Origin of the sequence: Rhodovarius crocodyli, from assembly GCF_004005855.1 — a bacterium.
Taxonomy (GTDB): Bacteria; Pseudomonadota; Alphaproteobacteria; order Acetobacterales; family Acetobacteraceae; genus Rhodovarius; species Rhodovarius crocodyli.
On sequence record NZ_SACL01000004.1, the window covers coordinates 166244 to 187084 of the forward strand.

20 protein-coding genes are annotated in these 20841 nt (G+C 69.2%); 9 read left to right on the plus strand and 11 right to left on the minus strand.

The features are described 5' to 3' along the window. The first annotated feature begins 43 nt into the window (after window positions 1-43). Window positions 44-499, plus strand: coding sequence for an Lrp/AsnC family transcriptional regulator (locus EOD42_RS12850; RefSeq protein ID WP_206020345.1), 456 nt, complete (start codon window positions 44-46; stop codon window positions 497-499). Here the strand turns inward: EOD42_RS12850 and EOD42_RS12855 are convergent. After that, the gene (locus EOD42_RS12855; protein ID WP_127787946.1) at window positions 496-1668 is read right to left on the minus strand and encodes a deoxyguanosinetriphosphate triphosphohydrolase; all 1173 of its coding nucleotides are present in this window, start codon (window positions 1666-1668) and stop codon (window positions 496-498) included. The genes EOD42_RS12850 and EOD42_RS12855 overlap by 4 nt on opposite strands. 111 nt (window positions 1669-1779) lie before the next feature. On the opposite strand from EOD42_RS12855, the gene EOD42_RS12860 reads away from it, so the two are divergent. Then, complete coding sequence (locus EOD42_RS12860) at window positions 1780-2112, plus strand: HesB/IscA family protein (RefSeq protein WP_127787947.1); 333 nt, start codon at window positions 1780-1782, stop codon at window positions 2110-2112. Here EOD42_RS12860 and EOD42_RS12865 read toward each other — a convergent pair. From EOD42_RS12865 to EOD42_RS12905, 9 genes are all read right to left on the minus strand, one after another. Further along, window positions 2109-3149, minus strand: a complete 1041-nt coding sequence (locus tag EOD42_RS12865; protein WP_127787948.1) for a ketopantoate reductase family protein — start codon at window positions 3147-3149, stop codon at window positions 2109-2111. The genes EOD42_RS12860 and EOD42_RS12865 overlap by 4 nt on opposite strands. Window positions 3150-3168: 19 nt before the next feature. Then, window positions 3169-4143 carry a tripartite tricarboxylate transporter substrate-binding protein gene (locus EOD42_RS12870; protein WP_127787949.1) on the minus strand — a complete coding sequence of 325 codons (975 nt, stop codon included), beginning with the start codon at window positions 4141-4143 and terminating at the stop codon, window positions 3169-3171. A 59-nt stretch (window positions 4144-4202) separates the two neighbouring features. Further along, window positions 4203-4727, minus strand: a complete 525-nt coding sequence (locus tag EOD42_RS12875; protein ID WP_206020346.1) for a DUF1993 domain-containing protein — start codon at window positions 4725-4727, stop codon at window positions 4203-4205. Window positions 4728-4736: 9 nt separating this feature from the next. Then, entirely contained in the window at window positions 4737-5444 is a 708-nt protein-coding gene (locus tag EOD42_RS12880; RefSeq protein ID WP_127787951.1) for an ABC transporter ATP-binding protein, read from the minus strand. Then, the gene (locus EOD42_RS12885) at window positions 5441-6184 is read right to left on the minus strand and encodes an ABC transporter ATP-binding protein (protein ID WP_127787952.1); all 744 of its coding nucleotides are present in this window, start codon (window positions 6182-6184) and stop codon (window positions 5441-5443) included. The genes EOD42_RS12880 and EOD42_RS12885 overlap by 4 nt, the downstream gene beginning before the upstream one ends. Then, window positions 6181-7056, minus strand: a complete 876-nt coding sequence (locus tag EOD42_RS12890) for a branched-chain amino acid ABC transporter permease (RefSeq protein WP_127787953.1) — start codon at window positions 7054-7056, stop codon at window positions 6181-6183. The genes EOD42_RS12885 and EOD42_RS12890 overlap by 4 nt, the downstream gene beginning before the upstream one ends. Continuing rightward, window positions 7053-7922: a branched-chain amino acid ABC transporter permease gene (locus EOD42_RS12895; protein WP_127787954.1), complete on the minus strand. Its 870-nt coding sequence runs from the start codon at window positions 7920-7922 to the stop codon at window positions 7053-7055. The genes EOD42_RS12890 and EOD42_RS12895 overlap by 4 nt, the downstream gene beginning before the upstream one ends. A 7-nt stretch (window positions 7923-7929) precedes the next feature. Next, a complete protein-coding gene (locus EOD42_RS12900; RefSeq protein ID WP_127787955.1) occupies window positions 7930-9054 on the minus strand; it encodes an ABC transporter substrate-binding protein in 1125 nt (374 codons plus the stop codon). Window positions 9055-9117: 63 nt separating this feature from the next. After that, window positions 9118-10035 (minus strand): SMP-30/gluconolactonase/LRE family protein, encoded by a 918-nt coding sequence (locus tag EOD42_RS12905; protein WP_206020347.1) that lies wholly within the window; start codon window positions 10033-10035, stop codon window positions 9118-9120. Between the two features lie 75 nt (window positions 10036-10110). On the opposite strand from EOD42_RS12905, the gene EOD42_RS12910 reads away from it, so the two are divergent. The 4 genes from EOD42_RS12910 to pdxY are packed head-to-tail and all read left to right on the plus strand — an operon-like array spanning window position 10111 to window position 15653. Beyond that, window positions 10111-11742 (plus strand): hydantoinase B/oxoprolinase family protein, encoded by a 1632-nt coding sequence (locus tag EOD42_RS12910; protein ID WP_127787956.1) that lies wholly within the window; start codon window positions 10111-10113, stop codon window positions 11740-11742. After that, entirely contained in the window at window positions 11739-13760 is a 2022-nt protein-coding gene (locus tag EOD42_RS12915) for a hydantoinase/oxoprolinase family protein (RefSeq protein WP_127787957.1), read from the plus strand. Before EOD42_RS12910 ends, EOD42_RS12915 begins: the two co-directional genes overlap by 4 nt. Window positions 13761-13807: 47 nt before the next feature. After that, complete coding sequence (locus EOD42_RS12920) at window positions 13808-14761, plus strand: tripartite tricarboxylate transporter substrate binding protein (RefSeq protein ID WP_127787958.1); 954 nt, start codon at window positions 13808-13810, stop codon at window positions 14759-14761. A 46-nt stretch (window positions 14762-14807) separates the two neighbouring features. After that, window positions 14808-15653, plus strand: a complete 846-nt coding sequence (pdxY, locus tag EOD42_RS12925) for a pyridoxal kinase PdxY (RefSeq protein WP_276318150.1) — start codon at window positions 14808-14810, stop codon at window positions 15651-15653. On the opposite strand, the gene EOD42_RS12930 is transcribed toward pdxY, so the two are convergent. Next, window positions 15654-16679: a YeiH family protein gene (locus EOD42_RS12930; protein WP_127787960.1), complete on the minus strand. Its 1026-nt coding sequence runs from the start codon at window positions 16677-16679 to the stop codon at window positions 15654-15656. A gap of 122 nt (window positions 16680-16801) precedes the next feature. Here EOD42_RS12930 and EOD42_RS12935 point away from each other — a divergent pair, with 122 nt between their 5' ends. From EOD42_RS12935 to EOD42_RS12945, 3 genes are read left to right on the plus strand one after another with little or no spacing between them, the layout of a single operon-like run. Then, entirely contained in the window at window positions 16802-17827 is a 1026-nt protein-coding gene (locus EOD42_RS12935) for an amino acid ABC transporter substrate-binding protein (protein WP_127787961.1), read from the plus strand. A gap of 16 nt (window positions 17828-17843) precedes the next feature. After that, window positions 17844-18821: a TAXI family TRAP transporter solute-binding subunit gene (locus EOD42_RS12940; RefSeq protein ID WP_127787962.1), complete on the plus strand. Its 978-nt coding sequence runs from the start codon at window positions 17844-17846 to the stop codon at window positions 18819-18821. After that, a complete protein-coding gene (locus EOD42_RS12945) occupies window positions 18821-20731 on the plus strand; it encodes a TRAP transporter permease (RefSeq protein ID WP_127787963.1) in 1911 nt (636 codons plus the stop codon). Before EOD42_RS12940 ends, EOD42_RS12945 begins: the two co-directional genes overlap by 1 nt. Window positions 20732-20841: the final 110 nt, after the last annotated feature.

The window sequence follows — 20841 nt, forward strand, 5'->3', positions numbered from 1 at the left end:
TGATCGGGTTTTTCCCGCGCTGTATCGTGGCATCATGCGGCGCATGGACAGCTTCGACCGCCGTATCCTCGATGCCATGCAGCGCGACGCCCGCCGCCCCGCCGAGGCGATCGGCGCGGAGATCGGCCTGTCGGCCTCTGCCGTCCAGCGCCGCCAGGCCCGCCTGCGCGAGGAAGGGGCCATCACCGCCGAGATCGCGGTCGTGGACCAGAAGCTCGCCGGCCGGCCCTTGACCCTGCTGCTGGATATCGAGCTGGAGCGCGAGCGCCCTGAACTGCTCGCGAGCTTCAAGCGCTGGATCGTGGCCGAGCCCGCGGTGCAGGAGGCCTGGTACGTCACCGGCGACCGCGACTACGTGCTGATCGTGACCGCGCGCGACATCCAGGAATACGACGAGCTGACCCAGCGCATGGTGGCCGAGAACGCCAATATCCGCCGCTTCAACACCCGCGTGGCGCTGGGCACGCTGAAGCGCGGGCTGGCCGTTCCGATGGGTTAGCCCGGCACCGAGGGATCGGTCAGCCGCTCGTATTCCTCCAGCGCGAAGCGGTCCGTCATGCCGGCGATGTAGTCGCCCACCACGCGGGCGCTGGCCGGCGTGCCGGGTGCTCCCGCCTTCTCGCGCCAATGGCCGGGCAGCATCTGCGGCGCGCCGTGCAGCAGCTGGAACAGCATCTGCACCACCCGCTTGGACTTGCCCATGGTGCGGTTCACGCGCCAGTGGCGGTACATGCGCTCGAACAGAAAGGCGCGGACGGCCTTGTTCGCGTCGTCCATGGCCTGGCTGAAGGCCACCACGGCGCGCGGGGCGGCGCGGATGCCGTCGGCGTCGGCGGGGTCCAGCGCCTCGATGCGGCGGCTGGTTTCGGCCACCACGTCGTTGATCATGCGGCCGATCACGCGGCGGACCATCTCAGGCGCCAGCCGGTCGGGCGAGACGCCGGGATGCTGGATCTTCACCTCGTCCAGCGCCTCACGCGGGAGCGGCAGGGCGGCCACTTCCTCCAGCGTGAACAGGCCGGCGCGAAGGCCGTCCTCCAGGTCGTGGTTGTTGTAGGCGATGTCGTCGGCCAGGGCCGCCGCCTGCGCCTCGGCCGAGGGCCAGCTGCCCAGGTCGAGGCTGTGCCGGAAATCGTATTCCGCGATGTAGCCGCTGGGGCTGCGCACCGGGCCGTTGTGCTTGGCCAGGCCTTCCAGCGTCTCCCAGGTCAGGTTCAGCCCGTCGAAGCCGGCATAGCGGCGTTCGAGTTGCGTCACATGCTTCAGCGACTGCGCGTTGTGGTCGAAGCCGCCATGGCTGCGCATGGAGGCGTTCAGCGCCTCCTCACCCGCATGGCCGAAGGGCGGGTGGCCCAGGTCATGCGCGAGCGCCAGGGCCTCGGCCAACTCCTCGTCCAGCCGCAGGCGGCGGGCCAGGCTGCGGGCGATCTGCGCCACTTCCAGGCTGTGGGTCAGGCGGGTGCGATAGTGGTCGCCCTCATGGAAGATGAACACCTGCGTCTTGTATTGCAGGCGGCGGAAGGCGCGGGAATGCAGGATGCGGTCCCGGTCGCGCTGGTATGGGCTGCGGGATTTGTCCTCCGTTTCCGCATGCAGGCGCCCGCGGGAGGCATCGGCATGCACGGCCCAGGGGGCCAGGGAGCGGTAGAACTGGAACGGCGGCGTCATGCGAAAGCGGTAACAGTGCCCGTCCCGCGCCGCAATCAAGCCTTGCGCGATGCGGGGGCTGAAATCACATCAAGGCAACGCTATGTTGGCGCCCTATAGGAGTCACTGCCCATGACGGACCGTTTCCTGGTCACGCCGCGCGCGGCCGCCGAGATTTCGTCCATCGCCACCCGCCAGGGCCAGCCCGGCGCCGCCCTGCGCGTCGCCGTGGAAGCCGGCGGCTGCTCGGGCATGCGCTATGATTTCGGCCTGGCCGAGGCGAGCGAGCCCGACGACCTGGTCGTCGAGCAGGACGGCGTGCGGGTGCTGGTGGACAGCACCAGCCTGGAGTTCCTGGAAGGGGCGACGCTGGACTGGCACGACAGCCTGATGGGCAGCCACTTCAAGGTGGTGAACCCGCAGGCCGCGAGTGGGTGCGGCTGCGGGGTCAGCTTCGCGGTCTAGGCTAGGCTCCAGATCAGGTCGGGCGCCGGGGGCACCTGCCCGGCTTCGACTTTCTTCACCACCTCGACCAGCGCGGCATTCACGGGCGTGGGGATGCCCAGCTCCCTGCCCCGTGTGACGACCAGCCCGTTCAGAAACTCGATCTCTGTCCGGCGGCCCTTGGCGATGTCCTGGCCCATGGAAGGCAGATGCGCGCCCCCACCCGGCTTCTGGGTGTCGGCGAGGCGCTGGGCGTCGAAGGTGGCCTTGGCCTCGGGATCGCCCTCGCCCGCGCGCGCGATGGTTTCCGGATCCAGATGCAGGATCTCGCCGAGATGACGGCCCAACCCCTGGGCGACCCGGACCGCCTCCGAGCCGAGCCGCGCGGAAACGCCACGGATGCGGTCATCGGCCACGGCATCGCGTGACACCAAGCCTGTGGCTGCGGCAATGCCGTTGCCCATCGCGTTGATGATCAGCTTGGTCCAGCGCTCATCCAGCAGGCTGTCGGTCACGGTCGTGCTGTCCGAGAGCTCCAGGAGCTTGCCCACCTGCCGCGCACGGTCGGACGCGCCGCCTGTCATCTCGCCCACGCGGAAGACGGTGTGCGCGGCACCCTGCTTGCCCGAGGCCCGGCGCACCAGTCCCGGCCCGACCAGCTCCACCGTGATTGAACTGGCGATGGCACCGAGCACCCGGTCGGCGCCCACCACGCTGGCGATCGCATCCTCGTTCAGCCCGTTCTGCAGCGACACGACGAAGCCATCCTTGGCCAGCAGCGGCGCGATGGCGGCGGTGGACGCCACGGTGTCATAAGATTTGACGCTGATGAAGGCGATGTCGAATGGCCCGCGTGCTCGGGAAACGTCGGTCACCGCCTGTGCCTGGACCGTCAGGTCCGGCACATCCCGCAGGTGCCTGATGGTCAGGCCCTGGTCGCGGATCGCATCGACATGTGCCTGCCAGGCATCGATGAACACCACATCGTGGCCGGCCGCTACCATATGCGCGCCCACATAGCCGCCGACGGCGCCCGCACCCATGATTGCTATACGCATTGTTCTGACTTTCCTCGTTTTATTCCGGTGTGACGCCGGCAGCGACGATGATGGCACGCCAGCGCGTCATCTCCTCGGCCAGGAAGCGCTGGTGGAAGGCGGGGGTGGCCTGCTCCTCGCTGGCGGGCGAGGTCACAAGCTCCTCGAAGCGGGTGCGGACACGCGGGTCCGCCATGGCCGCCCGAATTGCGACCGCGATGCGCTGCTGGATCGGCTCCGGCAGGTTCGCGGGGCCGTAGATCCCGTGCCAGGTGGACATCGCGATGCTCGGCACCCCAGCCTCCGCCGTGGTCGGCAGATCAGGCAGGGCAGCAACCCGTGCGGGGGAACTGACGGCCCAGGCGCGGATCGAACGGTTGTTCACATAGGGTGTGGTGCTGGTCGCCTGGTCGCACATGATGTCGAGACGCCCGGCCATCAGCTCGCTCATCGCGGGTGCCGTGCCGCGGAAGTTCACCATGGTAGCGCGGGCGCCCGCCGCATGCTGGGTCAGCATCGCGCACAGGTTGGAGGATGAGCCGAGGCCGGCAGCGCCGAAGTTGATCCCCTCGCCATCCCGCCGCAGCCGCCCCAGCAGCCCGGCGAAATCCTCAGCGGGGAAGTCAGGGCGCGTGACGATGGTCATCGCGGCCTCCGACACCAGGCCGAGCGGGGTGAAGCTGCCCGGCACCTCATAGGGCAGGCGCCGGTACATGGAGGGGCTGGCAGCGAAGCCCACATTGTTGATCAGGAGAGAGTATCCGTCCGGCCGCTGCTGCGACACGCGCAGCGGGGCCACGGTGGAACCGCCGATCGCCTCCACCACCACGGTCTGGCCGAGATTTTCCGACATCGGCACTGCGATGATGCGGGCGATGGTGTCGGTCGGTCCGCCCGCCGCGCCGGCGACATTCAATACGATGGAGCGGGACGGGAACGCTTCAGTCTGCGCGGAAGCCGGAGAGGCAAGGATAGCCAGCGACGCGGCCGCCAGCCAGCGACGAGCATGTTTCACGAGTTTCCCCCATTCTTTTTATGGAAGGAAGGCTAAGGCGCCAGCCGGAACTCCGCAAATCACGCTGACGCCGGACTGACCCGCAGAATGCCCTCGTAATCCGCCTTGCCGATCGGCACGCCGCGCTGGCGCAAAATGTCGTAGGCGGTGACGGCGTGAAAATGGAAGTTGGGCAACGAGAAAGAGAGAAAGAAGGTCTCCGAGGTAAAGGCCAGCCGTCGTGGGCCGATTTGCAGATCCAGCTTCCGGCCGGACCAGCCATTAACCTCCTCGGGCCGTAATGCCTTCAGGTCCCGCTCCGCCTCCGCGATCATCTGCCGCAGTTCGGCGAACGGGACGGCGCCGCGCAGTTTGCGCGGCGCGAAGACGCCATCCCGCATCGCCAGCATCGACCAGTAGGAGTGGTGGGCCACGCATTCCACCTGGAAGTGGAAGGGTGCCATGTCCTCGATCAGCCGCGCTTCCACGAGACTGTCCGGGTCGATGCCTGTGCTCAGGCAGTGCTCGACCGTGCGGTCCATGAAACCACCGACGGCGCTCACGGTCTGCGTGTAGGTCGGCACGCAGAGCTCGTAGAGCGACATCGCCATAGATCAGAACAACTCCATCAGCACCGAGTGATCCGACAGTTCCGCCGGCGTGCCCTCGCGGATCAGCCGGCCGCTGCGCATGACCAGCACGCGGTCGGACACCGCGAAGGCCTCATGCACATTCTGCTCGACCAGCAGCATGGACATCCCCCGCGACTTCACCAGCGCCGCGATGGGTTCCATCAGGTCCTGGAACAGCTTCGGCGCCAGCCCGATCGAGGGCTCATCCAGCAGCAGCGCCTTGGGCCGCGTCAGCAGGGCACGCGCGATGGAGACCATCTGCTGCTGCCCGCCCGAGAGCGTGCCCGCGCGCCGCGTGCGGAACTCCTTGATGCGCGGCAGGATCTCCAGCACTTCCTCGATCCGCAGCGCGCCCTCCGCCTTGGGCACGCCGGCCGACCACAGGGCCAGGCCGAAGATCTCCTCGCAGGTCAGGTCGGGGAACACCCCCCTGCCCTCCGGAACCAGCGCGATGCCGGCCGCGCCCAGTGCCGCGGGTTCGTGGCGCGGCAATGTCTGGCCGAACACCGTGATGCTGCCGGCCGTCGGCCGGTGCAGGCCGAACAGGCAGCGCATGAGCGTCGATTTGCCCGCGCCGTTATGGCCGATGATGCACAGCGCCTCGCCCTCGTTCAGGGTCAGGTTGATGTCCTGCAGCACCTCGCGCCCGCCATAGCCGGCGGCGAGGCCGGTCGCCTGGATGGCGCTCATTTGCGGTCTCCGAAATAGATCGCGGCCAGCTTGGGGTCGCGCATGATGGCCTGGGGCTCGCCCTCGGCCAGCACCTCGCCCCGGTCGAGGAAGGCGATGCGGTCGGCCAGCGCCATCACCACGTCCAGATTGTGCTCGATCAGGCAGATCGCGACACCCTGGGCGCGCGCTGCCTTCAGCAGATCCTGGAAGCGCGTGCGGGAGGAAAGGTCGAGGCCCGAGGCCGGCTCGTCCAGCAGCCAAACATTGGCCTCGGCGGCCAGGATGCGGGCCATCGAGAGGAACTTGCGCTCCGCATAGGCCAGGTCCACGGCGCGGGCGTCGGCCACCCCGGCGATGCCCGCGGCCTCCATGGCCGCTTCCGCCCGGGCCAGGCGCGCGGCGCGGGAGGCGGCGCCGCCCGGCTGCCAGAACCAGCCCGAGGGCTCGGTCGCCGCCAGCACATTGTCCCGCACGGTCATGTGCTGGAACAGGCGCAGGTCCTGGAAGCTGCGCGCGACACCGGCACGCGCCACCTGCCACGGCTTGAGGCCCATGATGGGCTTGCCGTGCAGGCTGGCCTGGCCCGCATCCGCGCGCAGATTGCCGGTGATGAGGTTGAACACGGTGGTCTTGCCGGCGCCGTTCGGGCCGACAAGGGCCGTCACCTGCCCGGCCGGCAGGGACAGCGACACACCCTTCACCGCCTGCACGCCGCCGAAGCTGCGGGCCAGGCCCTGGCAGGTCAATGCGATGCTCATGCCTCGCTCCTGCCGCGCTTCTGGTCACCCAGCAGGCCCGCAGGCCTGAAGATCATGAGCAGCGCCATCGCCCCCCCGTAGATGATCTGCTGCACCGACCCGATGTCGGTGGGTGGGATGAAGGTGATGAAGGAGAGAGCGGCCGGCAGCGACAGCAGCAGCACCGCGCCCAGGATGGGGCCGAGCAGCGTGCCCGTGCCGCCCACGATCAGCATGGCCATGATCAGGACCGACTGTTCGAGGGTGAAGCTCTCCACATTTACGAAGGACAGGTGCAGGGCGAACAGCGCGCCCGCCACACCGGCACCCGCGGCGGAGAAGGCCACCGCCAGCGCCTTGGCCACCGCGACATTCTTGCCCAGCGCCTCGGCGGCGCTTTCCGCATCGCGGATGGCACCGAGCGTGCGGCCGAAGCTGCCCCGCTGCATGGCCGCCATCAGCAGCAGGAACACCACCAGCGCCACGAGCGCGAGCGGCAGCACGGGCACCACCACGCCGAAGATGCGCGGCTGCGGAATGCCCACAAGACCGCCCATGCCGCCGGTCAGGCCCTTGGCCTCGGTGAACAGCGTCACGGCCATCATCTGCAGGCCGAGCGAGGCCGCGACGAAGTATTCGCCGCGCACGCGCAAGGCCGGCAGCGCGAGGCACAGCGACAGGCCGCCCGCGACCACGGCGGCCGCCAGGCAGGCCAGGAACGGGTCAGGCACCAGCAGCAGTGCCACCTGCGCGCCGGAATAGGCGCCAAGCCCCATGAACACGGCATGGGCCACGCTGAAGATGCCGGCCTGGCCGACCATGAAGTTCAGCGTCGCCGCCAGCAGGCCGAAGATCGCGGCCAGCGTCGCGATATTGGAAAGATAAGCGATCATCGGGCCACCGCCGCGCCGAACATGCCCGAGGGGCGGAACAGGATGAAGGCGAACAGCACCATGAAGCTGGCACCCTCGGCCCATTGGGTGTCGAGGAAGACGAGCACCACGGATTCGGCGACACCCAGCAGCAGCCCCGCCAGCGCCGCGCCGCGCAGGCTGCCCACGCCGCCCACGATGGTGGCCGCCATGGAGATCAGCATCACATGGTTGCCGATCGCCTCGTTGATGCCCGAGGTCATGGCCGTGAGGATCGCGGCCGGGGCGGCGAGCACAGAGCCCAGCGCGAAGGCCAGCACCGAGAGCTTGCCCGAGGACAGGCCATAGGCCCGCAGCAGATCCGCATTCTGCGCCAGGGCGCGCAGCGCCACGCCGGCGGGATGGCGGGAGAGGAAGATCGTCAGCGCCAGGAACATCGCCACGGCCGCCACGATGGAAATCCAGAACACGGGCGCGAGGAACAGGTCCGGCATCACCTCGGTGGCGGTGGCCAGCGGGCTGTCCACATTCGCGAAGCCGCGCCCCGCGATCATGGCGATCACGTTCTGCACCACGATCGAGACACCGAAGGCCGCGACGAACACGGTGAAGAACCCGCCCTCGTGCCGGCCGATGGGCCGGTAGACCAGGCGTTCCATCGCGATGCCGAAGGCGACGGCCGCGGCCATCGCGGCCAGCACGCCGAGCGCCGGATGCCAGCCCGCATTCCAGGCGCCGATGAACACATAGCCCGCGAGGGTGAAGGTCGCGCCATGGGCCACATGGAACACCTTGGTCGCGCCGAAGATCAGCGCGAAACCCGCGGCCGTCAGCGCGTAGAGGGCCCCGTTCTGGAGCCCTCCCAGCAGTAATTGCAGTTCGATCATGGGGCGGTCAGCCGGCCAGGCGCTGTGCGCGGCCGCCGCGGTATTCCAGCACCTCGATGGCGGCCATCATGTCGCCCTTGTCGTCGAACTCGCCGGTGCCGCCCACCAGGTCGAAGCGGCGGCGCTGCAGCAGGGCCGCGCGCATCGTCTCGCCGTTCACCGTGCCGCCCGCCTGCTCGATGCCCTGCGCCAGCAGGCCGAACATGCGCGTCGCGTTGTAGTAGTTGGCGTTGTAGATGGTGGGCGCGCGGTTGAAGCGCGCCTGGAAGTCGGTCGCGAAACGCTTGGTCAGCTCGTCGCCGCCGGAAAAGTCCATCTTCTGCGCGGTGAAGACCAGGCCCTCGGCTTCCGGCAGGCTGCGCACGCTGTCCAGGCCCATGGCGGAGTAGCTGCACAGAAGGGTCGAGACGCCATTGTCGCGCAGGCCCTTGATGATCTGGGACTGCTGGGCGCCGAAGCTCGCGATGTAGACCGCATCGGGGCGGGCCTGGCGCACGCGGGCCGCCACGGGGCCGAACTGCTGCGCCGTGCGCGGGATGGAGAAGCTGCCCACCAGCTCCGCCCCGTTGCGCGGCAGCTCGTTGCGCAGCTCGGACAGGATGGCGTCGCCCAGCGGATCATCGACATAGACCAGCGCGACGCGCTTCACCCGCCGCTCACGCGTCAGGAACGGCAGCAGCGCGCGGGTTTCCAGATGCGCGAGCGGGATGACGTTCCAGAAATAGGGCGACAGGCCCGACAGGTCGGGGCCCACGGCGCCGCCGTTCACCATCACGGTCTTGGCACGGTCACCGATGGGGGCCACGGCCTTGGAGACGGCGGTGAAGCCCACCAGCGTCCAGGCGGCATGGTCGACGTTCACCAGCTTCTGCATGCCCACCACGGCCTGCTGCGGCAGGGCCTGGGTGTCCTCGGCCTGCAGGCGGATCGGGCGGCGCAGCATGCGGTCGGCCTCGATGTGCTGGATGGCCAGCTGCGCGCCGGAGGTGAAGACCGTGCCGTATTCGGCATTGGTGCCCGACATCGGGAAAAGCGTGCCGATCACATAAGGGTCGCCCGACTGGGCAAAGGAGGGGCGCGCGAACGGGGCGGCGAGCGCCGAGCCCAGCAGCAGGCGGCGGGTGCTGTTCATGATCGTATCCTCGGAACTTATCGTTGTGACAACGTTAGCATATCGCCAGGGCGATGCCCAGCATCAGGAATGTTGCAGCCTGTGACCGGGTTCGCGCCACTTCATGTCCACCAGCCGCCCGGTGGTCGACAGGGTGATATAGGCCGTCGTCATGTCGGGGCCGCCGAAGCAGATGTTGGTGGGCATCAGGTCCGGCATCTCCTCGACATGCAGGATCTGCCCGGTGGGCGAGACGGTGGTGATCTCACCCGACACCAGCGTGGCGACGATGATGTTGCCGCTGGCGGCCACCGCCAGCGAATCCAGGCGCCGGAAGCCCGGGAACTGGCACAGCAGCCGCCCGCCGGCGGGGCTCGGCCAGGGCTCCTTCTTCAGCTTGCCGGGGCCTTCGACATCCCAGGCCCACAGGCGCCCGGTCTCGGTCTCGGCCACATAGAGCGTCTTGCTGTCCGGGCTCAGCCCGATGCCGTTGGCGCCGCCGGGGATGGGGTGCGCCGCCTCGATGATCTGGCTGCCGTCGGTCGCCGCCCAATAGACGCCGCCATGGTCGCGGCCGCGCGCGCGCACCTTGCCCAGGTCACTGAACCAGAAGCCGCCATGCACGGGGTCGAACACGATGTCGTTCGGGCCGCACAGCTTGTGGTCGCCGCAACGGTCGTACAGGCGGGTCAGCTCCCCGGTAACCATGTCCAGCACCTCGATGCGGCCGGTCTCATAGTCGGCGGGCACGCCGTGCGGGCGCAGGCGGTTCGGTTCCTCCAGCCACAGGAAGCCGCCATTGTTGCAGATGTACAGCTTGCCGTCGGGGCCGAGCGCGATGCCGTTGGGCGCACCCGCGATGGTCGCGAGCGTGGTCTTCACCCCTTCGGGCGAGACGCGGGTAATGCGGCGGCTCTCGATTTCCACCAGGATGACGGAGCCATCCGCCATCGCCACAGGGCCTTCGGGAAAACGCAGGCCATTTGCCAATTCTCGCATCATTTCCTCCGTGGTTTTGCCGCAGCATGACCCCAAGCCCGGGTTGACGCCAAGGGGGGCGGCCCCGACGCTGCCTCCATGGACCCCGTGACCCTTGCCGTGCTCGACAACCGGCTTCGCGCCATCGTCGAGGAGATGGGAGAGGCGATGCTTCGCACCTCCTACAGCCAGATCCTCAATTCCTCCCGCGACTTCTCCGTGGCGCTGTGCGGCGCGGACGGGTCGCTGGTGGCACAGGCCGACCACATCCCGGTGCATGTGGGCGCCCTGCGCTTCGCATCGGAGGCGGTGCTGAAGACTTTTCCGGAGATCCGGGACGGCGACATCTTCCTGCTGAATGATCCGTACAACGGCGGCTCGCATTTGCCGGACCTGACGATCATCCTGCCGGTCTTCGCCGAGGGGCAATGCTGCTTCTTCACCGTGGTGCGCGCGCACATCACCGATGTCGGCGGCGGCACCTATGGCGGCTACAATGCGGGTGCGACCGATATCTGGTCCGAGGGCGTGCGCATCCCGCCGATCCGCCTGGGCGAGAACGGTGATCTGCGCGCCGATCTGCTGGCCATGGTCTGCGCCAACACGCGTATCCCGCGCGACGTGCGCGGGGATCTGATGGCGATGATCGGCTCCGCGCGGCTGGGGGCGGCGCGCATCGCGGAGCTGCTGGCAACCCATGGGCGTGCCTCGCTGCTGGCCACCGTCACCGCCATCCTGGACCTGGCCGAGAAGCACGCGCGCTCCATCCTGGCGGAATGGCCCGACGGCACCTGGTCCGGCGAGGCAGTGCTGGACGATGACGGTCACGGGCGCGAGAACATCACCATCCGCGCCACCTGCACCAAGGCGGGCGACAGCCTGACGGTGGATCTGACGGCCTCGGACGACGAGGCCGTGGGCATCGTCAATTCCAGCTACCCGAACATGTATTCGGCCTGCTGCATGGCCTTCGCCTATCTGCTCGATGCGGACCTGTCGAAGAATGAAGGCGCGTTCCGCCCGCTGAAGGTCATCGCGCGGGAGGGCAGCATCGTCTGGGCGAATGAGGGCCGGCCCGTCACGCTCTGCACCAGCCATTGCTCCAATGAGATCGTGGAAGCCATCATCCGCGCGCTGCAGAATGCAGCCCCCGACCGCGCCATGGGCGGCTGGGGCCGGCGCTTCCGCGTGGCGATCAAGGGTAAGGACCCGCGCAGCGGCAAGGGTTTCGTCTGGCACCTGTTCCATGCGCGCCCCGGCGGCGGCGGCTCCTCGGCGGGCGACGGCTGGAACACGGTGGGCGAATGGCACAGCGCCGGCGGCCTGAAATTCGGCAGCATCGAGCAGGCCGAGGCCCGCTTTCCGCTGCACTTCGAAAAGCACGAGTTCCGCGCCAATTCCGGCGGTGCGGGCAAGTATCGCGGCGGCCTTGGGGCCGAGTTGAAGCTGCGCGTGGAAACCGATGGCCCGGCCGTGGGCAACACGGCGGGCGATGGCGCCTTCCATGGCTCGGCCGGTATGCAGGGCGGCGAGGACAGCGCCCCGCACCGCTATGTGCTGCACAAGAAGGACGGTTCCGAGCGCCTGCTGCGCAGCAAGGAGGTCTCGATCCCCATCGAGTCCGGGGAGGTTCTGCACCTGCTCTCGGCGGGTGGCGGCGGCTGGGGCGCGCCCGGCGAACGTTCGGCGGAAGCCAAGAGTAAGGACGCCGAAGAGGGGTACACAGCATGAGCAAGTGGCGTATCGGCGTCGATGTCGGCGGCACCTTCACCGATGTGGTGGGTGTCGGCCCCGACGGCCAGGCGCGGCTGGCCAAGGCCGCCAGCACCCCGCATGACCAGAGCGAAGGCGTGATCCAGGGCCTGCGCAACCTGGCCGAAGCAGCGGGCCTGACGCTGGAGGCCCTGCTGGCGGGCACCGAGCGCATCGTCCACGGCACCACCGTCGCCACCAACGCGCTGCTGGAACGCAAGGGGGCCAAGGTCGCGATGCTGACGACCGAAGGCCACCGCGACGTGATCGAGATGCGTGAGGGCCTGAAGCCCGAGCGCTACAACCTGCGCCTGGCCCCGCCCGAACCGCTGGTGCCGCGCAGCCGCCGCTTCGGCGTGAAGGAGCGCCTGCGCGCCGATGGCGCCGTGGAAACCGGCCTGGACGAAGCGAGCCTCGCCGCCGCCATCGAGGCCGCGCGCGGCGCCGAGGCGGTGGCGATCTGCTTCCTGCACGCCTGGCGCGACCCCGCGCATGAGCAGGCGGCGGCCGAGGCGGTGCGTGCCGCCCTGCCCGGCGTCTTCGTCACCACCAGCGCCGAGGTGCTGCCCGAGATCAAGGAGTTCGAGCGTTTCTCGACCACGGCGGTGAACGCCTATGTCGGCCCGCCGGTCTCGCGCTATCTCGGGCGCCTCGCGGAAGGGCTGAAGAAGGTGGGCTATGCCGGGCCGGTCTTCGTCATCCTCTCCCATGGCGGGGTGACGCCGATTGCCGAAGCCGCGCGCCTGGCGGCAGGCACCGCGCTGTCCGGCCCCGCGGGCGGCGTGGCCGCAGCGGTCGCTTTGGCGCGTGAGGGCATGGCCGGTGACCTCGTAACCTTCGACATGGGCGGGACGTCCACCGACATCGCCCTGGTCGCGGGCGGTGTGGCCAAGCTGGGGCGTGGGCGCGAAGTGGCCGGGGAGCGCATCGCGCTCGAAAGCCTGGACATCATCACCCTCGGCGCGGGGGGCGGCTCCATCGCCCATGTCGGCGCGGGCGGCACGCTGCAGGTCGGCCCCGAAAGCGCGGGCGCGCGGCCGGGCCCTGCCTGCTATGGGCGCGGCGGCACGCTGCCCACCGTCACCGACGCCAACCTGCTGCTGGGGCATCTGGACCCGGGGAGCTTCCTCGGCGGGGCCCAGCGCCTCGATGTCGAGGCTTCCGAAGCCGCGATGGCACGGCTGGCGGAGCGGCTGGGCATTTCGATGCGGGAGGCCGCCTGGGGCGTGTATCGCCTGGTCAACGCCCGCATGGCCGATGGCGTGCGGGTGGCCACCGTCCGGCGCGGGGTGGACCCGCGCGGGGCGACGCTGCTGTCCTTCGGCGGTGCGGCGGGGCTTCATGCCTCGGCGGTCGCGCGCGACCTCGGCATGGCGCGCTACGCGGTGCCGCTGTTCGCCGCCGGCCTCTCGGCCTGGGGCATGCTGCGCACGGATCTGCGCTTCGAGGTGACGCGCAGCGTCAACGCCAACCCCGACGCGTCGCTCGCCGCGACCTTCGCCGCCCAGGAAGAAGCCGCCCGCGCCCGCATGGCCGAATGGTTCGACGGCGAGATCACGGCCACCCGTTCCGCCGACATGCGCTATGGCGAGCAGGTGTTTGAGATCGGCGTGAAGCTGGACGGGGTCGACTGGCAGGGTGCGGCCATGCCGGACGCCGTGCGCCAGGCCTTCCATGACCAGCATGAGGCGCTGTTCACCTATTCCCTGCCGCAGGATGAGGTGGTGCTGGTGAACGCGCGCGTCGCGGCGCTCGGGCGGTTGACCGGCGATGCCGGGCGCTATGTGGCGCCCCCCATGCTGGCGGCCGAACCGCGCCAGGTGTGGCGCGACGGTGGCTTCGCGGAATGGCCGGTCTATCGCTTCGGTGATCTGGCGGATGGCGCGACCATCCAGGGGCCGGCCATCCTGGAGAGCCCCACGACCACCATCCTGGTCCAGGCGGGCGACACCGCCACCATGGATGCGCGCGGCTGGCTGATGGCGGAAATAGACTAGCGTTTCATTTCCGCCCGCCTCATTCTGGCGGGCGGAGGAACACGTCAATGATCACACGCCGCACGGCGCTGGCCATGCCTGCGCTGCTGGCCGCAACGCCGGCCCTTGCCCAATGGCAGCCCGACCACGCGCTTACCATGATCGTCGCCTATGCCGCCGGCGGCGGTACCGATGTCGCGGCCCGCACCATCGCCCGCTTCATGGAACGCGAACTCGGCCAACCCATCGTGGTGCAGAACCGCGCGGGCGCAGGCGGCGAGATCGGCTTTACCGAACTCGCCCGTTCCCGGCCCGACGGCTACACCATCGGCTTCGTCAACACGCCCTCCATCGTCACCCTGCCGATCGAGCGCCGGCCGCGCTTCACGCTGAACGATTTCCAGCTGATCGCGAACATCGTGGACGACCCGGGCGGGCTGTGGGTGCGCTCGGACAGCGACATCATGGATTTCGCGGGGCTGATCGCCGCGGCCCGGCAGCGGCCCGGACAGCTCGGCTACGGCACCACGGGCGTGGGGTCGGATGACCATCTGGCCGTGCTGGCGCTGGAGCGCGCGACCGGCGCGCAGTTCCTTCATGTGCCCTTCGGCGGCTCGGCGCAGGTGAAGCAGAACCTGGTTTCGCGTGCCATTCCCATCGCCAGCATGAACATGGCCGAGGGGCTGACCGAAATGTCCCAGGGCCTGCTGCGGCCGCTGGCGCAGATGGGCAACACCCGCTGGTCCGAGGCCCCGACAGTGCCGACCCTGAAGGAGCTGGGCTTCGATGTGGTGGAAGGCAGCATGCGCGGCATGGCCGCCCCCGCCGGCATCCCGCCCGAGGCGCTGACCCGCATCTCGGCCGCCCTGCGGGCCACGGTGGACAATCCGGAATTCCAGCGCATCGCGCGCCAGCAGTTCCTGCCGCTGCGCTTCCTGGGCCCCGATGATTTCCGCAAGGAGCTGGAGAAGCTGCGCGACGGCTACCAGGCGCTGTGGAACCTCCACCCCTGGCGGGAGTGAAGCCACGGCGCCATGCTCGCGCGATCCATTCCGGAGCGCGCGAGTCTTGGCCGAGAACATCCTGTCCATCCAGTCCTGGGTCGCTTACGGGCATGTCGGCAATGCCTCGGCCATGTTCCCGCTCCAGCGCCTGGGCGCTGAGGTCTGGGGTATCCAGACCGTGCAGTTCAGCAACCACACGGGCTATGGCGCCTGGCGCGGCCAGGTGTTCGGCGGTGAGCTGATCCGCGAATGCGTGGCGGGCATCGCCGAGCGCGGCGCCCTGCCCCGCTGCGATGCCGTGCTGTCCGGCTATGTCGGCGGGGCCGATATCGGAGACGCCATCCTGGATGCGGTGGCCCAGGTGAAGGCCGCCAACCCCAAGGCGCTGTACTGCTGCGACCCGGTGATCGGCGATGTCGGGCGCGGCGTGTTCGTCAGGCCCGGCATCCCGGAGTTCTTCCGCGACCGCGCCCTGGCCCTGGCCGACATCGCGACCCCCAACCGCTTCGAGCTGGAATTGCTGACCGGCATGCCCGCCGCCACGCTGGCCGAGGCCAAGGCCGCCCTGACCGCGCTGCAGGCCAAGGGCCCGCGCTGCGTGCTGCTGACGAGCTTTGAGGAAACGCCGGGCAGCATCGGCATGATCGCGGCCGAGGGCGGGCAGTTCCACCACCTGAGCACGCCGCTGCTGCCGGTCTCGGTCAACGGCGCGGGCGATGCGATCAGCGCCCTGTTCCTGCTGCACCGGATGCGCAGCGGCAGCGCGGCGCAGGCCCTGAGCCGGGCCGCCTCATCCGTGTTCGGCCTGCTGAAGCGCACGGCCGAGGCCGGCTCCCGCGAGATCCTGACCGTGGCGGCGCAGGAGGAGTTCGTGGCCCCTTCGGAGCTGTTCCCCGCCCGCGCCTGCTGATCAGCCGATGATCAGCACGCCCACATAGGCCAGGGCCGCGATGAACAGGCTGCTGAGCACGCCGAGGGCCAGCGGCGCCACGCCGCGCGCCTTCAGCGCCTTCAGGTTGGTCTGCAGGCCGAGGGCCGCGACCGAGGCCGCCAGCATCAGCGGCACCAGGAAGCGGCTGGCATCGACGGCCACCTGCGGCACCAGCCCCGTGCTGCCCAGCAGCACCAGCGCCAGGAAGCCGAAGGCGAAGACAGGCACCGGCGCCTTCACGCCATGGGCCTCACCGCCGGACTGGCGGGCCACCCACCAGCCCAGCGCCAGCACGGCGGGGGCCAGCATGAACACGCGCGCCAGCTTCATCACCGTGCCGGTCTGCGAGGACACCGGGCCGCCGGCAGCGGCGGCACCCACGGCCTGCACCACCTCATGGATCGCGCCGCCGGCCCAGATGCCGTAATCCTGGGCATCGAGCCCCAGGGGGCCGGCCATATAGGGGAACAGGATCATCGCCGCCGTGCCGCACAGGGTGATGACGGCCAGCGCATAGGTCACATCCTCCTCCCGCGCGCGGGAGACCTGGTTGGCGGCCACGATGGCCGAGGCGCCGCAGATGGCCGTGCCCGTGCCGATCAGCTGCGCGAGCGGCTTGTCCACGCCCATCAGCTGGCCGAGCCAGATGGTGAAGGGCAGCGTGGCCGCGACCACCACCACCGCCAGCATCAGCGCTGCCGGGCCGAGCGACCACAGCATGCCCAGCGTGACCTGCAGCCCCAGCAGCACGATGGCCGCCCGCAGCACCGGGCGCACCGCGAAGGCGATGCCGGGCTTCAGGATGGCGGGCGTGCCCCAGACGCTGTGAAAACCGATGCCCAGGATCAGCGCGACCACGACAGGGTTCAGCGCCGCGATGCCCGTGGCATTGCGGATCATGATGGAAACCACCGCAACGGCGAAGCTGAGCGCAACCCCGGGAGCTAGTGTCTTGATACGTTCGAGCGCGCCCTGCGGCGCGGCGGAAACTACTGGTGCAGCCATGACGTCCCGGTGGCGTTGTTCTGTGCACCCTTTGCCCTTCGGGGCCTTCCGTCAAGCGCCGCGGGGCTTGCTTGTGCGCTGCGAGCGCCCCCATCCTCCTGGAATCTGGAGGAAGGCTCACGATGTTGAAGAGTTTCGTAACGGCTGTTTTCGCCGCGTTGCTGCCTGGAATCGCGGCGGCGCAGATGGCCGCCCCCGGCCCCACCCTGTCGGCTGTCCGCCAGCGTGACATCCTGGTCTGTGGCACCTCGACGGGCGCTGCCGGCTTTTCCATGCCCGACAGCCGCGGTGAGTATCGCGGCATCGACAATGACCTGTGCCGCGCCGTCGCCGCCGCCACGCTGGGCGATGCCGCCAAGATCCGCTGGGTGCCGCTGACCACCAATGCGCGCCTGCCCGCGCTGCAGTCCGGCCAGATCGACATCCTGATCCGCACCGCCACCTGGACGCATGTGCGCGACACCGCCAACGGCCTGAACTTCACCGTGGTGAACTTCTATGACGGCCAGGGCTTCATGCTGCGCCGGTCCCTGGGCGTGACGCGCGCGGCGGATCTGGCGGGCGCCAGCATCTGCGTGGTCGCGGGCTCCACCAACGAGCTGAACCTGGCCGATTGGGCGCGGACCAACAACATCCGCTACAACCCGGTGGTGTTCGAGCAGAACGACGAGGCGCGCCGCAGCTACCTCGCCGGGCGCTGCGATGCGTACTCGACGGATGCGAGCCAGCTGGCCGGGCTGCGCGCCAGCTTCCCGAACCCGGATGAACACCTGATCCTGCCGGACATCATCAGCAAGGAGCCTCACGCGCCCGTGGTGCGCCATGGCGACGACCAGTGGTTCGATATCGTGCGCTGGACGATCTTCGCGCTGATCACGGCCGAGGAACTGGGCATCACGCAGGCCAATGTCGACACCTTCCTGGAAAGCCAGAACCCCGAGATCCGCCGCCTGCTGGGGCTTTCGGGTGACCATGGGCCGATGATGGGGCTGGATCGCCGCTGGGCCTACAACATCATCAAAGCCGTGGGGAACTACGGTGAGGTCTTCGAGCGCAACCTCGGCCAGGGCAGCCCCATCGGCCTGCGTCGCGGTCTGAACGCACTCTATACCCAGGGCGGGCTGATGTACGCGCCCCCCATCCGCTGAAGGAGAGCTGGAGCCTATGCTGACACGTCGTCTCACGCTGGGCTCTGCCCTGGCGCTTCCCTTCGTCGCGCCGGCGCGCGCGCAGACCACGCTTGAGTTCGTGGCGGGCTCGCTCGGCGGCGGGTGGTACACGATGGGGGCGGGTATCGCCGCCCTGATCAAGGAGGAGAACCCGGAGATCCAGATCCGGGTCGTGCCGGGCGGCGGGCTGGCCAATCCCACCCGCATCAACAACGGGCAGTCGCAGATGGGCTGGGGCATCGACGCCTTCGCGGCCGCGGCCTTCAAGGGCGAGGAGCCCTACAGCGCCGCGCACCCGCGCCTGCGTTGCCTCGGCACCGGCTATTCGCCGACCGACCACTATCTGCTGGCCCGCGCCGACACGCCGGTGACCGGCATGCGCGAGGTGCTGAGCCAGCGCGGCCTCAAGATCGGCGTGCCGCAGCGGTCCTCGACCGATGAGATGACGCTGCAGCGCATCCTGCGCTTCATCGGCTCCTCGCCGGACCAGATCCGCAGCAATGGCGGACGCTATCTGAACGGCAGCTACAACGACATCGCGGCGGCCTTCATCGACGGCCAGGTGGACTACCTGTATTTCGCCCTCGCCCGCCCCGCCGCCATCCTGACCGAGATCGCGCAAGGCCGCCGCCAGGCGAAGCTGCTGGGCTTCGACAACGATATCCGCGCGCATCTGATCGAACGCTACAGCTACAGCCAGGCCAACTGCCCGCCGACGGCCTACCCCGCGCTGCTGCAGGCGCCGATCGACGTGACCGCGATGGACAGCGTGATCCTGGTGCATGAGACGGTGCCCGAGGCGGTGTGCGAGGCCATCACCCGCACGCTGATCCGCGCCAAGGGCGCCCGCCTCACGGCCATTCACTCCAGCATGGGTGCCTTCGACCCCATGGAGGCGGTGAAGTACACCGGCGTGCCGCTGCACCCGGGTGCCATCAAGGCGTTCCGCGCCGCCGGCGCCAACCCGGCCTGATGCGTCAGCTGGAAGGCTGGGGGTGGTGGCTTGCCACCCTGTGGATGGCGGTGTTTGCCGCCATCCATCTGTATTTCGCGGGCTTCGGCTTCCCTGAGCCCATCACCATGCGCGGCTTTCACCTGCTGGTGTTCGTGCCGCCGCTGTTCCTGCTGTATCCGGCCCGGACATCCTCGCCGCAGACGCGCCCCAGCCTGCCGGATTGGGTGTGGGCAGCCTTCGCCGCCGCGCCGCATCTGTGGGTGATCTGGAACGCGCAGGCGGTGTCAGACCGCATGGAATACGTCGACCCATTCGGGTGGGAGATGATGGCGCTCGGCATCATCTGCGTCATCACCCTGCTGGAGGCGACGCGACGCGCCGTCGAGCCGGGGCTCGCCTGGATGGTCGCGATCAGCCTGCTCTACATGCAGTTCGGGCATTTGCTGCCCGGCGTGCTGAACACCCGCGTCTTCACCCCGGCCGAGATCGTGGAATCCGCCTGGCTGGTGCCGACCGCGGGCGGCGTCTATGGCCCGCTGACCGGGATCGTGGCGACCACCATCGCGGTATTCATCCTGTTCGGCGCCTTCATGCAGGGCAGCGGCACGGGGCGGCTGTTCAGCAATTTCGGCGCCATGGTCGCGGGGCGCTACTCCGGCGGGCCGGCCAAGGTGGCGGTCGTGACCTCGGGCCTGTTCGGCACCATGAGCGGGTCGTCGGTCTCCAACGTCATCACCACGGGCGCCATGACCATCCCGCTGATGCAGCGGGTGGGCTACAAGCCGGCCGTCGCCGGCGGCATCGAGAGCGCGGCCAGCGTGGGCGGGGCGCTGATGCCCCCGGTCATGGGGGCCGCCGCCTTCGTGATGGCCGAGATCACCAACATTCCCTACAGCCAGATCATCAGTGCCGCGGCCATCGGCGCGGTGATGTACTACTTCGCCATCCTGGCGGCGGTGCATTTCGAGGCCAAGCGCGCGGGCATGCGCCCCATGCCGCTGTCCGAGATGCCCGGCTGGCGTGAGGTCTTCGCCGACGCGCACCTGATCATCCCGATCGGCGTGCTGGTCTACCTGATGAACGAGCGCTGGAGCGGCAACTACGCTGCCTTCATGTCCACGCTTTCCATGGTCGCGGTATCGCTGCTGCGGGCGCGCACGCGGATGGGCTGGCGGCAGGTGCTGGAAAGCCTGGCGAGCGCCGGCCACACCATGGCCCCGCTCGCGGTCTCCATCGCGGGTTCGGGCATCGTGGTGTCGGCGCTGACCTCGACCGGCATGGTCGTGGCCTTCGGCGGCATCATCAAGGACCTGGCGGGGGGCTCCCTGCCCTGGCTGCTGGTGCTGCTGTGCCTGACGGTGCTGGTGCTGGGCATGGGGATACCCACCACGCCGAGCTACATCATCGCAGCCGCCATCGGCGTTCCGCAGATCCTGGAACTGGGCAGCCGCACACTGGGCTACAGCACGGAACAGCTTCTGCTGCCCGCGCATCTGTTCGTGTTCTATTTCGCGGTGATAGCGGACGCGACACCACCGGTTGCTGCGGCGGCCTTCGCCGCGGCGGCCATCGCCAAGGCGTCGCCCACCATCACCTCCCTGCATGCCTCTCGCTTCGGGATCGCGGGGTTCACGGTGGGGTTCGCCTTCATCTACGACCCCGCGATCATGGCGCGCGGGTCGCTGGCCGAGATCCTGCTGGCCAGCGCCACGCAGGTCGGTGCGCTGGTGGCCGTCACGGCAGGCTATGCCGGATTCCTGCTGAAGCGGATGGCGATGCCCGAACGGCTGCTGCTGGTGGCCGGCGGGCTGGTCGGCGCCTTCGGCTATTTCCTGGGCGATGTGGAGCGCGGGGCGGTAGCCGTGCTGCTTCCGGCCGGCATTGCCCTCTGGCAGAGCATGCGTCGTGAGTATTCGGGCGCGGTATGAGGACGCCGTGCGGGCCTTGCGGCACCGCGCGGCCGCGTTGCTGGACCAGGGCGTGCCTGTCGAACAGGTGGCCCGCACCCTGCATGCGGAGCGGCTGGCCCTTGCCAGCC